A 12,796-nucleotide genomic window follows, 5' to 3' on the forward strand; every position below is an offset into this window, starting at 1 on the left:
CTCCGCCCGCCTCGGGTCAGCCGAAGTGGTCCCAGCCGCCCGCGGCGTCCCAGGGGGCGCCGTCGACGGTGACCGTGCCGGTCTTGGAGAGCCCGGCCGGGCGGGTGACCTCGCCCACCACCCGCCAGCGCGACGGCAGGTGGGTGTCCGGCGGGAAGGTGGCGACCAGCGCGTGGTCCTCACCGCCCGACAGCACCCAGCTCAGCGGGTCGACGCCGACGGCCTGGCCGATGTCCGACATCTGCGCGGGGATGTCGAAGTCGGCCGCCCGCAGGTCTATGTGGACCGCGCTGGCCGCCGCGACGTGGCCCAGGTCGGCCACCAGGCCGTCGCTGACGTCGATCATCGAGGTGGCGCCGAGCCGGGCGGCGGCGGGGCCCGCGTGGTACGGCGGCTCCGGGCGGCGGTGCGCCTCGACGAAGGCCCGCGGCGAGCGGAAGCCCCGGGAGAGCACGGTCAGCCCGGCGGCGGACCAGCCGAGCCAGCCGGTGACCGCGACCAGGTCGCCGGGGCGGGCGCCGGAGCGGGTCACCGGGGGGCGGCCCTGGAGGTCGCCGAGCGCGGTGATGGCGACGGTGATGGTGTCGCCGCGAACCACGTCGCCGCCGACCACGGCCGCGCCCGCGACCTGGCACTCGTCCCGGATGCCGTCCATCAGCTCCAGCGCCCAGGTGGCCGGCAGGTCGGCCGGGGCGACCAGGCCGAGCAGCAGCGCGGTGGGGGTGGCGCCCATCGCCGCGATGTCGGCGAGGTTCTGTGCCGCGGACTTGCGGCCCACGTCGTAGGCCGTGGACCAGTCCCGGCGGAAGTGGCGGCCCTCCAGCAGGACGTCCGTGGTGGCGACCACCCGGCCGTCGGGGGCGGCCACGACGGCCGCGTCGTCGCCCGGTCCTAGTTCCACCGCGGCGGTCCGCGGCAGCCTGGAGGTCAGCTGCCGGATCAGTCCGAACTCGCCGAGCTCGCCGACGGTGCCCTGCATCTGCGTCCTTCCTGAGAGTGCCGGCTGTGGGGGCCGGTCCGGGGTGACTGCCGGGGTCGGCCGCACGGGTCGGGCCGGTACGCTCCCCGCGCGCAGCGTACGCCCTGAAGAGTGTCGGGGGGCTCCCCCTGGTGGTACGCGCCGCGATAGCGTGGCGAGCTCCTGGGGCGCACCACCCCGGGAGGACGCACCCTGGAAAGAGCACACCAGTACGATCCCGCACCGAGCCGCTTGGGGGTCCACCGTGGTAAAGGCATACATCCTGATCCAGACCGAGGTAGGCAAGGCGACCGCCGTGGCCGAGCTGATCTCCGAGATCGCCGGAGTGATCCAGGCCGAGGACGTCACCGGCCCCTACGATGTCATCGTCCGTGCCGAGGCCGACACGGTGGATGACCTGGGCAGACTGGTGGTGGCGCGGATCCAGCAGGTCGAGGGGATCACGCGGACCCTGACCTGCCCGGTGGTCAACCTGTAGTCGCCCTCTACCATCGCTTGGTGCGCACCTCCACCAGGCGTTTCGTCTTCCTGCCCGCAACCGTCGCAGCCGCAATGGCGCTGCTGGGCGGTTGCTCGGACGCGGTGCGGGTGTCCGCGCCGACGACCACCGGTGCCACCAGTGCGCAGTGCCGGGCGCTGCGGGCGCAGCTGCCGCGGACGCTGATGGGACGCGAGCGCCGCAGCACCACACCGGACTCCGACAACACCGCCGCCTGGGGCAGCCCGGCGATCACGCTGCGCTGCGGGGTCCCCGAGCCGGGACCGATGAACCCGGCCTCGCCGGAGTACGACCCGCACGAGACCCAGACCGTGATGATCGACTCCAGCGGCATGTGCTGGCTCACCCAGCCGACCAGCGGCGGCGGCTACGTGTTCACCACGGTCAAGCAGCAGACCTTCGTCGAGCTGGACGTCCCGGGCGCGTACGCGGGCCAGGACTACCCGCTGCCGGAGTTGGGCGCGCCGCTGCGGAAGACCGATCCGGCGAGCACCGACCCGGGCGTGGCGTTCGACTGCTCCTGAGCCGCGGTGGTCCACCCCGGCCGTATAACGGCTCGGCAACCGATCAGCGGGCCGCGAGCCGGTGTCGGCGGGGGTCGGTAGGGTCCGCACGTTCGAACACCCAGCTTCGAACAGTTCAGACACTCCTGCGACGAGGTAGCACCGATGACCACCCCGCCCCAGCCTGCCCCGGGCAATCCGTACGCCCAGCCCGTTCCCGGGAACCCCTACGCCGACCAGGTCCCCGCCCAGGGCAGCCCGTACCCCCCGCAGTACCCGCCGCAGCCGCAGTTCCAGGCCCCGCCGCAGCCGTACCAGCAGCCGTACCAGCAGCCGTACCAGCAGCCGTACCAACAGCCGCAGCAGCCGCTGCCGCAGCACCCGCAGACCGGCCTGGGCTGCCGCTTCTGCGGGGCGCAGCCCTCGGCGGACGCCACCGTGCGGGCGCACCGCGGCATGGTGCTGATGATGCAGTGGCGTCGGCAGAGCGGCCCGTTCTGCCGCACCTGTGGCATCGCCACCGTCCGCACGCTCTCCGCGGAGACCCTGATCCAGGGCTGGTGGGGCGCCCAGTCGTTCTTCCGGACGCCGTTCACGCTGATCCAGAACGCGTTCGCCTACCGCAGGTTCAAGGCGCTGGCGCAGCCCGGCCCCGGCTCCCGGCAGCCGCTGCCGCTGGGGCGGCCGGTGCTGCTGCGGCCCGGCGCGATCGGGCTGCTGGTGCCGCTGGCGGTGATCGGGCTGGTGCTCTACGGGATCACCGCCTCGTCCAGCGACCCGCGCTACGCCTCGGTGGGCGACTGCGTGCGGAACCAGGGCACCGACGCCAACCCGAACGTGCATGTGACGGCCTGCGCGCCGGGCGCCTACAAGGTGGTCGACAAGCTCAGCGACACCACCAGCGACAGCGGCTGCCCGCAGTCCACCTCCGTGTCCTACACCCAGCAGCAGGGCAGCGACGAGTTCGTGCTCTGCCTGGTGGACTACAGCTGATCCGGACGGCACCGCGGCCCGGCCCCCGAGGGGAGCCGGGCCGCGGTGTGCCCGCGCCCGGTGCTAGCGCAGGCCGGTGGAGCGGCGCAGCGCGGACCGGAGCAGCCGGTCGATCAGCTCCGGGTAGGGGATGCCGGTGGCCTCCCACATCCGGGGGAAGGCCGAGATCGGGGTGAACCCCGGCATGGTGTTGATCTCGTTCACCACGAACGAGCCGTCCTCCAGCAGGAACACGTCGACCCGGGCCAGGCCCTCGCAGGCCAGCGCCTCGAACACCTCGACGGCCAGGGCGCGCAGCCGGGCGGTCTCGTCCTCGGTGAGCGCGGCCGGGATCCGGACGTCGCTGGAGTCGATGTACTTGGCTTCGAAGTCGTAGAAGTCGTAGCCCTCGCCCACCAGCACCTCGGCCGGCAGGCTGGCCCGCGGGCCGTCCTCGAACTCCAGGACGCCGCACTCCAGTTCGCGGCCGACCAGACCGGCTTCGATGATCACCTTGGGGTCGTGCCGACGCGCCTCGGCGATGGCCGCGTCCAGGTCCTCCAGCACGGTGACCCGGCTGATGCCGATGCTGGACCCGGCCCGGGCGGGCTTCACGAACACCGGGAAGCCGAGCTCGGCGACCCGGGCCCGGACCGCCGGGCGGGCGGCCTCGTCGGCCCACTCGCGCGGGCGGACCACGGTGTACGGGCCGACCGGCAGCCCGAACGAGGCCAGCACCCGCTTGGTGTACTCCTTGTCCATGCCGACGGCGCTGGAGAGCACCCCGGAGCCGACGTAGGGCACCCCGGAGAGCTCCAGCAGGCCCTGGACGGTGCCGTCCTCGCCCCAGGGGCCGTGCAGCAGCGGGAGGACCACGTCGACCTCGCCGAGGGCCTTGGGGACGGCGCCGGGCTCGGTGTAGACCAGGCCCCGGTCGACGGGGCTGGCGGGCAGGTTGACCTGTCCGTCGGCCGACTCGGCCAGGTCGTCGACGGAGGGCAGGCGGCCGTCGGTGATCGCCATCCGGGCGGGCTCGTCGGCGGTGAGCGCCCAGCGGCCGTCGGTGGCGATGCCGATCGGCAGCACCTCGTAGGCGGCACGGTCGATGGCGCGCAGCACACTGCCCGCCGTGGAGACCGAGATGGCGTGCTCGGAGCTGCGTCCGCCGAAGACGATCGCGACCCGCGGCTTGCGGTGGGCGCCCGCTGCGGCGGGCACGGGGACTGGGGAGGTGTGCTCAGTGCTCATATTCCGATGGAGACTACCCGGCCGCTCCCGGCGGCGTCCTGGCGGGCGGGCAGTCGGGCGACGGCCGCCCGGCCCAATCGCCCGCGAAGGCGCTGCTCAGCGCCGCTCGGACGCGGAGCCGCTCGGGTTCAGCGCCGCTCGGGTTCAGCGCCGCTCGGGTTCAGCGCCGCTCGGGTTCAGCGCCGCTCGGGTTCAGCGCCGCTCGGGTTTGGCCGAGCGGGACATCAGCTCCTTCACCGCGACCAGCGGCGGCTTGCCGCCGTGGACGACGTCCACCACGGTCTCGGTGATCGGCATGTCCACCCCGTGCCTGCGGGCGAGGTCCAGCACCGACTCGCAGGACTTCACCCCCTCCGCCGTCTGCTTGGTGGCGGCGATGGTCTCCTGGAGGGTCATCCCGCGCCCCAGATTGCTGCCGAAGGTGTGGTTGCGGGACAGCGGCGAGGAGCAGGTGGCCACCAGGTCGCCCATCCCGGCCAGTCCGGCGAAGGTGTACGGGTCGGCCCCGAGCACCAGGCCCAGCCTGGTGGTCTCGGCCAGTCCCCGGGTGATCAGCGAGGCCTTGGCGTTGTCGCCGAGGCCCATGCCGTCGGCGATGCCCACGGCCAGCCCGATCACGTTCTTGACCGCGCCGCCGAGCTCGCAGCCGACCACGTCGACGCTGGTGTACGGGCGGAAGTAGCCGGTGTGGCAGGCCGACTGGAGCCGCTTGGCGACCTCCTCGTCGGCGCAGGCGACCACGCTGGCGGCGGGCTGGCGGCGGACGATCTCCGGAGCCAGGTTGGGTCCGGAGACCACCGCGATCCGTTCCGGCCCGGCGCCCGCGACCTCGGCGATCACCTCGCTCATCAGCTTGGCGGTGCCGAGTTCGACCCCCTTCATCAGGCTGACCAGCACCGTGTCCGGGCCGATCGCCGGGGCCCAGCGGCCGAGGCTGGCCCGCAGCGTCTGCGAGGTACCGGCGAGCACCGCGAACTGCGCGCCCTCGGCGGCCTCGGCGGCGTCGGCGGTGGCCCTGATCCCGGCCGGGAGTTCCACCCCGGGGAAGTAGTCGGGGTTGGTCCCGGTCGCGTTGATGGCGTCGACCAGTTCCGGACGGCGGCCCCACAGCCTGACCTCGCAGCCCGCGTCGGCCAGGATCATGGCGAAAGCGGTGCCCCAGGACCCGGTCCCGAACACGGCGGTACGGGTCGTCACCGACCGGCCTCCCTCTCCTTGCGCCGCTCGGCCGCGGCACGCTGCACGTCGTAGCGTACGGCGGGTGCCTTCTCGCCGCGGATGTCCTCCAGCAGCGCGGTGATCCCGTCCATGATCACCTCGGTCGCCTCGCGCAGCACCTTGGCGTTGAGGTCCTTGCCCGCGAAGGCGCTCAGATCGACCGGCGGGCCCGCCACCACCCGCACCGTGTGCCGGGGGAAGGGCTTGAACCGGCGGTCGCCGCGACCGCCCTTGGCGTAGCGGGGCATGATCTCGTGCGCGCCCCAGTGGGCCACCGGGATCACCGGCGCGCCGGTCATCAGCGCCACCCGGGCCGCGCCGGTCTTCCCGGTCATCGGCCACATCTCCGGGTCGCGGGTGAGCGTCCCCTCCGGGTAGAAGGCCACGCACTCGCCCGCCTCCACCGCCGCCACGGCGGCCCGGAACGCGTGCGCCGCGTCGGTGGACCCGCGGTACACCGGGATCTGGCCGCTGCCGTGCAGGATCCGGCCGATGATCGGCACCGAGAACACCCCGGACTTGCCGAGGAACCGCGCCGGGCGCCCGGAGTCGTACTGGTAGTGGCCGTAGATCAGCGGGTCCAGGTACGAGTTGTGATTGACCGCGGTGATGAAACCGCCGGTCTTCGGGAAGTTCTCGTAGCCCTGCCAGTCGCGCTTGGTCAGCAGGAACAGCGGGGGCTTGCCGATCACCGCCGCGAGGCGGTACCAGAAACCGTACTGGCGTCGGGCCGCCTTGGTACTGCTGCCGGGCACGCGAACTCCTCCTCGCAATCCATCACTGCATGATTGTCCACCACATGAAAGACCGTACAAGTGTCTCCCCTGCCTCGACAGACTGTCGAGGCACCCCCGCCCCAGCCTTCTCAGGCGGTACCGCGGGCGGTGCAGAATGAACCGGGTGGACACCCGCCCTCCCCCGCCGCCGGACGCCCCGGCCCACGCGGACTCCCCGCCCTGGACGCTGGTCCTGCCGCTGAAGCCGCTGGCCCTGGCCAAGAGCAGACTGGCGTCGGCGACCGGCCCGCTGCGGCCAGGGCTGGCGCTGGCCTTCGCCGTGGACACCGCCACCGCCGCGCTGCGCTGCGCCGAGGTGGGCCGATTGCTGGTGGTCACCGACGATCCGCTGGCGGCGGCGGAACTGGCCGCGCTCGGCGCGCTGGTGGTCCCGGACGAGCCCGGGGCCGGGCTCAACGCGGCGCTGCGGCACGGCGCGGAGGTGGCCCGGGCCCGGCACGGCGCGACCGCGGTCGCCGCGATGTCGGCCGATCTGCCCGCGCTGCGCCCGCTGGAACTCGGGCGGGTGCTGCGGGCCGCCGCCGGGCACCCGCGCGCCTTCCTGGCCGACACCCAGGGCGTGGGCACCACCCTGCTGACCGCCGGTCCCGGGGTCGCGCTGGCTCCCGCCTTCGGCGGCGCCTCCCGGCTGCGCCACGCCGCCGCCGGGGCCCGGGAACTGACGCTGCCGGACGTCCCCTCGCTGCGGCGGGACGTGGACACCCCGCAGGACCTGCGGGTGGCGCTGGGTCTGGGGACCGGGCCGCGCACCACCGCGCTGTCGGCGCTGGTCGGCTCCCGGCCGGGCACGGAACGGCCCTGCCGGACGGTCTAACCTGGGGTCATGCAGGCCACAGCGTTCACGTACTCCCCCGACAGCCGCAGCGGTTCGGTGCTGCTCGACGACGGCACCGCGGTGCCGTTCGACGCCGCCGCCTTCGACGCGGGCGGCCTGCGGCTGCTGCGGGTCGGCCAGCGGGTGCGGATCGAGACCGAGGGCGACGGTCCGCGGCGGCGGATCACGCTGGTGACACTGCAGACCTTCTGAAGGCCTGTCGGCGCCGCGGACGCGGCGCGGGCCGGGTCCGGGGTTTCCCGGAGCCCGGCCCGCGCACCAGCGCCCTGCGGTCACTACTGGTACTGCACCACTGGTTCAGCTCTTGGCGACACGCTTCGCCGGAGCCTTGCGGGCGGTGGTCTTCTTCGCCGCCGCCGCCGTGGTCTTCTTGGCCGCGGCGGCCGTGGTCTTCGCCGCCGGGCGGGTGGCCGAGGCGGTCACGGTCTTCTTGGCCGGAGCCTTGACCGCGGCGGAGGTCTTCTTCGCCGTGGTCTTCTTGGCCGCCGTCTTGGCGGGCGCGGTGGCCGCCGCCTTGGTCGCCGGAGCCGCCTTCTTGGCCGCCGCCTTCTTCACCGTGGGCGTGGTCTTCTTCGCGGTCACGGTCTTCTTCGCCGCCGCCTTCTTCGCGGCGGGCGAGCCGGCCGGCGCCACCATGCCGCTCTTGCCCGGCGTGAGCGAGCCCTTGGGGGCCTTCTTCACCGAGGGACCGGTCTTCGGCAGCTTCTTGGAGCCACTGACCAGGTCCTTGAAGCCCTGGCCCGGACGGAAGCGGGGCACTGCGGTCTTCTTCACCTTGACCCGCTCGCCCGTCTGCGGGTTGCGAGCGAACCGAGCCGAGCGGTCGACCTTCTCGAAGGTGCCGAAGCCGGTGACCGACACCCGCTCCCCGGCAGTGACCGCGCGGACGATGGTGTCGAGCACAGCGTCCACTGCTTCTGCGGCGGCGCGACGGCCACCCAGCTGCTCGGCCACCGCTTCAACAAGCTGCGCCTTGTTCACGTCTTCCCCTTCAGAAACCGGTGCCCGGATGATTCGGATTTGATCCGGGCATTTCGCACGTTAGGCATGTATATACGGCATTTCAATTACCAAACGGGCGAATCACCCTTGTGTCGCAATGGATTCGGCTTTCAGTGAGCGGGCGGCTGCGGCAACTGCCCGCCGTCCAGCTCCTCCATGAAGCGCGCCAACCTCCCTGCCGCGTCCGGGAGATCGCGTTTCGCTGCCTCGGTGATCCGGAGCAGCGAGCGAGTGAGCGACGCCTTGGCGGCATCCGACGCATCGAGCGCACGCACACGGGCGTGTGCCTGCCGCAGTCGTTCGGCCAAGAACGCATAGAACTCGGCCTCCGACGACTCCCCCGGTTCGGGGTCGGGGGAGGGCTGGTGGACCGGGCTCATGCACTGATTGTGCCACCGCGCAGGGGATACTCCCTGTTCAGCCTTGGTTCAACCTTACACAGAGTCACCGCAGGCATGGCAACGGCCCCCGGCTCCGGTCAGTTGACCGGGGCCGGGGGCCGTGGTGACGGTGTCTCAAAAACGCTGCTGGGCAAGGCTCAGCCGAGCGGAACCGTGTTCGGCTTGAAGCTCGGCCGGTTCGCCTCGAACGCCGAGATCTTGGACTCCTGCTGAAGAGTGATGCTGATGTCGTCCAGGCCGTTCAGCAGCCGCCAGCGGACGTTCTCGTCCAACTCGAACGGAACCACCAGCGCGGAGCCGTCCAGCGCCACCGTCCGGACCTCGCGGGCCTCCAGGTCCACAGTGACCTCGGCGGTCGGGTCGGCCTCGACCAGCGCCCAGATCCGCTCCACCGCCTCCTGCGGCAGGATCACCGTCAGCAGGCCGTTCTTCAGCGAGTTGCCCCGGAAGATGTCGGCGAAGCGGGAGGAGATGACGGCCCGGAAGCCGTAGTTCTCCAGCGCCCAGACGGCGTGCTCGCGCGAGGAGCCGGTACCGAACTCGGGCCCGGCCACCAGGATGCTGGCACCGGCGTACTGCGGCTGGTTGAGGACGAAGGACTCGTCCTTGCGCCAGGCTTCGAACAGACCGTCCTCAAAGCCGCTGCGGGTGACCTTCTTCAGCCAGTGGGCCGGGATGATCTGGTCGGTGTCCACGTTGCTGCGGCGCAGCGGCACGACCCGGCCGGTGTGGGTGGTGAACTTCTCCATGGTGCTCAGACCTCCGCAGTCTGACGGGCGTCGGACAGGTCGGCGGGCGAGGCCAGGTGGCCCAGCACCGCGGTGGCGGCGGCCACCTGCGGCGAGACCAGGTGGGTGCGCCCGCCCTTGCCCTGCCGCCCCTCGAAGTTGCGGTTGGAGGTGGACGCGCAGCGCTCGCCGGGGGCGAGCTGGTCCGGGTTCATGCCCAGGCACATCGAGCAGCCCGCGTGCCGCCACTCGGCGCCGGCCGCGACGAACACCTTGTCCAGGCCCTCCGCCACGGCCTGCAGGGCGACCCGGACCGAGCCCGGGACGACCAGCATCCGGACGCCGTCGGCGACCTGGCGGCCCTCGACCACGGCGGCGGCGGCGCGCAGGTCCTCGATCCGGCCGTTGGTGCAGGAACCGACGAACACCGCGTCCACGGAGACCTCGCGCAGCGGGGTGCCGGCGGTCAGGCCCATGTAGCGCAGCGCGTTCTCGGCGGCCACCCGCGCCTGCGGGTCCTCGAACGAGGCCGGGTCCGGCACCTCGGCGCTCAGCGGCGCGCCCTGGCCCGGGTTGGTGCCCCAGGTGACGAACGGGGACAGCTCGGAGGCGTCGATGAAGACCTCGGCGTCGAAGACCGCGTCCTCGTCGGTGACCAGGGTCTTCCAGTACGCCACGGCGGCGTCCCAGTCGGCCCCCTGCGGCGCGTGGTCGCGGCCCTGGAGGTACTCGAAGGTGGTCTCGTCCGGGGCGATCATCCCGGCCCGGGCGCCCGCCTCGATCGACATGTTGCAGACGGTCATCCGGGCCTCCATGGAGAGGCTGCGGATGGCGGAGCCGCGGTACTCCAGGACGTAGCCCTGGCCACCGCCGGTGCCGATCCGGGTGATCACGGCCAGGATCAGGTCCTTGGCGGTGACGCCCTCCGGCAGTTCGCCCTCGACGGTGATCGCCATGGTGCGGAACGGGGCCAGCGGCAGCGTCTGGGTGGCCAGCACGTGCTCGACCTGGCTGGTGCCGATGCCGAACGCCAGCGCGCCGAAGGCGCCGTGGGTGGACGTGTGGGAATCCCCACACACCACCGTGGTCCCCGGCTGGGTCAGGCCCAGCTGCGGTCCGACGACGTGGACCACGCCCTGCTCGGCGTCGCCCAGCGAGTGCAGCCGGACGCCGAACTCGGCGCAGTTGGCCCGCAGCGTCTCCAGCTGGAGCCGCGACACCGGGTCGGCGATCGGCTTGTCGATGTCCAGGGTGGGGGTGTTGTGGTCCTCGGTGGCGATCGTCAGATCGGTCCGGCGGACCTTGCGCCCGGCCAGCCGCAGGCCGTCGAAGGCCTGCGGGCTGGTCACCTCGTGCAGCAGGTGCAGATCGATGAAGAGGAGATCCGGCTCGCCCTCAGCGCGCCTGACGACATGGTCGTCCCAGACCTTCTCCGCGAGTGTGCGTCCCATCACTGTCCCTCCGACCGGCTGCTTTGTCGGTCTAAGTCGTGTTTTGGCTACCCAACGGGCGACGTCCCGAGGGCTGCTCACCCCAGAGTGGCGCAGATCCCAGAACATTGAACTTGCGTCTCGCGATCTGAGACTGCAATATCAGGGCATGGACAACTCTAGTGGCGTCGGCGTTCTCGACAAGGCTGCTCTGGTGCTGAGCGCGCTGGAGTCAGGCCCCGCAACCCTGGCCGGCCTGGTGGCCGCCACCGGACTGGCGCGGCCCACCGCGCACCGGCTGGCGGTGGCACTCGAACACCACCGCCTGGTCACCCGTGACATGCAGGGCCGTTTCATTCTCGGTCCCAGGCTCTCCGAACTCTCGGCGGCGGCCGGCGAGGACCGGCTGCTGGCCACCGCCGGACCGGTGCTCACGCACCTGCGCGACGTCACCGGCGAGAGCGCGCAGCTCTACCGCCGCCAGGGTGACCTGCGGATCTGCGTGGCGGCGGCCGAGCGGCTGTCCGGCCTGCGGGATACCGTCCCGGTCGGCAGCACGCTGCCGATGAAGGCGGGCTCCGCCGCCCAGGTCCTGCTGGCCTGGGAGGAGCCGGAGCGGCTGCACCGCGGCCTGCAGGGCGCCCGGTTCACCGCGACCGCGCTCTCCGGCGTCCGGCGGCGCGGCTGGGCCCAGTCCATCGGCGAGCGCGAGCCGGGCGTGGCCTCGGTCTCCGCGCCGGTGCGCGGCCCGTCCAACCGGGTGGTCGCCGCCGTCTCGGTCTCCGGACCGATCGAGCGGCTCTCCCGCCACCCGGGACGGCTGCACGCCCAGGCGATCATCGAGGCGGCCGGTCGGCTCACCGAGGCGCTGCGCCGCGCCTGAGCGGCCCCGACAGCGGTACTCACCGACAGCGGTGCTCCCGGATTCAGGCGGGGGCACCGCTGACGAACACCAGGTTCACCCCGTGGTAGCCGGACCACAGCGCCAGCGCCCCCAGCAGCGCGGCCAGCAGCCACCGGCGGCGGATCCGCGCCAGCTGCTCCGCCAGCGGGAACAGCAGCGGGAAGGCCGGGATCAGGAACCGGGCCAGCGGCGGGTACGGCGAGGCGTTGCCCAGGTCCATCGCCAGCAGCAGCGCGCTGAACAGCACCAGCACCAGCGGCTGCCGCCGGACCAGGCACAGCGCGAACAGCACCAGGTAGACCAGCACGGTCGCGGCCATCAGCAGGTTGTTGGTCGAGTCGCCGCGGCCGTGGTGGTACGGCTCGGTCAGCGCCGCCACCCAGCGCAGCGTCGACAGGCCGCCGTCGAACGTGCTGCTCCAGGCGTCCTGGAGGTGGAAGTACCCGGTCAGCGAGCCCTGGGTCCAGCCGGTCCACAGCATGTAGCCGAGCCAGCCGAGACCCGAGACCAGCGCGCCGACCGGCGGACGCCACCAGTCGACCGGGCCGCCGCCGTCCCGGCGCCGGCGGTACAGCGCCACCAGGGCGGCGACGCCGAGCGCCCCGCTGAGCGCCATCGCGTTCGGCCGGGTCAACCCGGCCAGCAGGGCCAGCGAACCGGCCCAGAGCCAGTTGCCGCGCAGCACCGCGTACAGCGACCACGCGCAGAGCGCGGTGAACAGCGCCTCGGAGTACGCCATGGTCTCCACCGCGGCCAGCGGCAGCACGCCCCACAGCACGGCGGCCACCACCCCGACCCGGCGGTTGCGGCAGAGGGCGCCGCAGGCGTAGATGCCCCAGGCGGCGAACAGCCCGGAGATCCAGGCGACCATCAGCAGCGCCACCCCGGCGGTGACCGGCAGCACCCGGTAGACGGGCTCGGCGAGGCTCGGGAACAGCGGGAAGAAGGCCTTGGAGGAGTACTCGGCCCCGGCCGCGTTGAACAGCCCGGTGTGCGCGGTGTAGCCGTCCCGGACGATCCGGCCGTACCACCCGGCGTCCCAGACGGTGGCCAGGCGGGTGATGGTGCGGTGCGGCCCCCGGCTGAGCACCAGCAGCGCCAGCAGCAGCAACCGGGTGGCGGCGTACCCGTACAGGGCCGGGGCCGCCTGGCGCAGGGCCCGGGGCACCCGCCAGGAGGCGTCACGGGGGGCGGCCGCCGGGCTCGGGAGGGCGACGCTGCCGGAGGCGGCGGACAGCCGGTCGCCGGGCGCGGGGGTTCGGGTCACAGGCGCTCAGCCT

At 72.8% G+C, this 12,796-nt stretch carries 15 protein-coding genes; 6 read left to right on the forward strand and 9 right to left on the reverse strand.

Features of this window, described 5'->3' with window-relative positions; genetic code table 11:
• Positions 1-16 precede the first annotated feature (16 nt).
• The gene (locus GXP74_RS32985; protein ID WP_182454919.1) at positions 17-979 is read right to left on the reverse strand and encodes a thiamine-phosphate kinase; all 963 of its coding nucleotides are present in this window, start codon (positions 977-979) and stop codon (positions 17-19) included.
• A gap of 244 nt (positions 980-1,223) precedes the next feature.
• On the opposite strand from GXP74_RS32985, the gene GXP74_RS32990 reads away from it, so the two are divergent.
• The 3 genes from GXP74_RS32990 (at position 1,224) to GXP74_RS33000 (ending at position 2,974) form a co-directional block, all read left to right on the forward strand.
• A complete protein-coding gene (locus GXP74_RS32990; protein ID WP_182454920.1) occupies positions 1,224-1,457 on the forward strand; it encodes an Lrp/AsnC family transcriptional regulator in 234 nt (77 codons plus the stop codon).
• A 20-nt stretch (positions 1,458-1,477) separates the two neighbouring features.
• The gene (locus GXP74_RS32995; RefSeq protein WP_182454921.1) at positions 1,478-2,002 is read left to right on the forward strand and encodes a DUF3515 domain-containing protein; all 525 of its coding nucleotides are present in this window, start codon (positions 1,478-1,480) and stop codon (positions 2,000-2,002) included.
• A 144-nt stretch (positions 2,003-2,146) separates the two neighbouring features.
• A complete protein-coding gene (locus tag GXP74_RS33000) occupies positions 2,147-2,974 on the forward strand; it encodes a toxin-antitoxin system, toxin component (protein ID WP_182454922.1) in 828 nt (275 codons plus the stop codon).
• A gap of 63 nt (positions 2,975-3,037) precedes the next feature.
• Here the strand turns inward: GXP74_RS33000 and GXP74_RS33005 are convergent, their stop codons facing one another.
• From GXP74_RS33005 to GXP74_RS33015, 3 genes are all read right to left on the reverse strand, one after another.
• On the reverse strand, positions 3,038-4,201 hold the full coding sequence (locus GXP74_RS33005) for a D-alanine--D-alanine ligase family protein (RefSeq protein ID WP_182454923.1): 1,164 nt from the start codon (positions 4,199-4,201) through the stop codon (positions 3,038-3,040).
• A gap of 192 nt (positions 4,202-4,393) precedes the next feature.
• Positions 4,394-5,398, reverse strand: a complete 1,005-nt coding sequence (locus GXP74_RS33010) for an NAD(P)H-dependent glycerol-3-phosphate dehydrogenase (protein ID WP_182454924.1) — start codon at positions 5,396-5,398, stop codon at positions 4,394-4,396.
• On the reverse strand, positions 5,395-6,174 hold the full coding sequence (locus GXP74_RS33015) for a 1-acyl-sn-glycerol-3-phosphate acyltransferase (RefSeq protein ID WP_182454925.1): 780 nt from the start codon (positions 6,172-6,174) through the stop codon (positions 5,395-5,397). Before GXP74_RS33015 ends, GXP74_RS33010 begins: the two co-directional genes overlap by 4 nt.
• Positions 6,175-6,310: 136 nt before the next feature.
• Here GXP74_RS33015 and cofC point away from each other — a divergent pair, with 136 nt between their 5' ends.
• Both cofC and GXP74_RS33025 read left to right on the forward strand, forming a co-directional pair.
• A complete protein-coding gene (gene cofC / locus GXP74_RS33020; protein ID WP_182454926.1) occupies positions 6,311-7,030 on the forward strand; it encodes a 2-phospho-L-lactate guanylyltransferase in 720 nt (239 codons plus the stop codon).
• A gap of 9 nt (positions 7,031-7,039) precedes the next feature.
• Positions 7,040-7,243: a hypothetical protein gene (locus tag GXP74_RS33025; RefSeq protein WP_182454927.1), complete on the forward strand. Its 204-nt coding sequence runs from the start codon at positions 7,040-7,042 to the stop codon at positions 7,241-7,243.
• Between the two features lie 105 nt (positions 7,244-7,348).
• Here GXP74_RS33025 and GXP74_RS33030 read toward each other — a convergent pair whose 3' ends face one another.
• From GXP74_RS33030 to leuC, 4 genes are all read right to left on the reverse strand, one after another.
• Positions 7,349-8,032, reverse strand: coding sequence for an HU family DNA-binding protein (locus GXP74_RS33030; protein WP_182454928.1), 684 nt, complete (start codon positions 8,030-8,032; stop codon positions 7,349-7,351).
• Between the two features lie 131 nt (positions 8,033-8,163).
• Positions 8,164-8,433 carry a hypothetical protein gene (locus GXP74_RS33035; RefSeq protein WP_182454929.1) on the reverse strand — a complete coding sequence of 90 codons (270 nt, stop codon included), beginning with the start codon at positions 8,431-8,433 and terminating at the stop codon, positions 8,164-8,166.
• A gap of 158 nt (positions 8,434-8,591) precedes the next feature.
• Complete coding sequence (leuD, locus tag GXP74_RS33040; protein ID WP_182454930.1) at positions 8,592-9,203, reverse strand: 3-isopropylmalate dehydratase small subunit; 612 nt, start codon at positions 9,201-9,203, stop codon at positions 8,592-8,594.
• Between the two features lie 5 nt (positions 9,204-9,208).
• Positions 9,209-10,633 (reverse strand): 3-isopropylmalate dehydratase large subunit, encoded by a 1,425-nt coding sequence (gene leuC, locus GXP74_RS33045; protein WP_182454931.1) that lies wholly within the window; start codon positions 10,631-10,633, stop codon positions 9,209-9,211.
• A gap of 148 nt (positions 10,634-10,781) precedes the next feature.
• Here leuC and ndgR point away from each other — a divergent pair, with 148 nt between their 5' ends.
• Positions 10,782-11,495: an IclR family transcriptional regulator NdgR gene (gene ndgR / locus GXP74_RS33050; protein ID WP_030263993.1), complete on the forward strand. Its 714-nt coding sequence runs from the start codon at positions 10,782-10,784 to the stop codon at positions 11,493-11,495.
• A 43-nt stretch (positions 11,496-11,538) separates the two neighbouring features.
• Here the strand turns inward: ndgR and GXP74_RS33055 are convergent, their stop codons facing one another.
• Positions 11,539-12,783 carry a hypothetical protein gene (locus tag GXP74_RS33055; protein ID WP_182454932.1) on the reverse strand — a complete coding sequence of 415 codons (1,245 nt, stop codon included), beginning with the start codon at positions 12,781-12,783 and terminating at the stop codon, positions 11,539-11,541.
• Positions 12,784-12,796 lie beyond the last annotated feature (13 nt).

Source organism: Streptacidiphilus sp. P02-A3a (genome assembly GCF_014084105.1).
In the GTDB taxonomy this organism is placed as follows: Bacteria; Actinomycetota; Actinomycetes; order Streptomycetales; family Streptomycetaceae; genus Streptacidiphilus.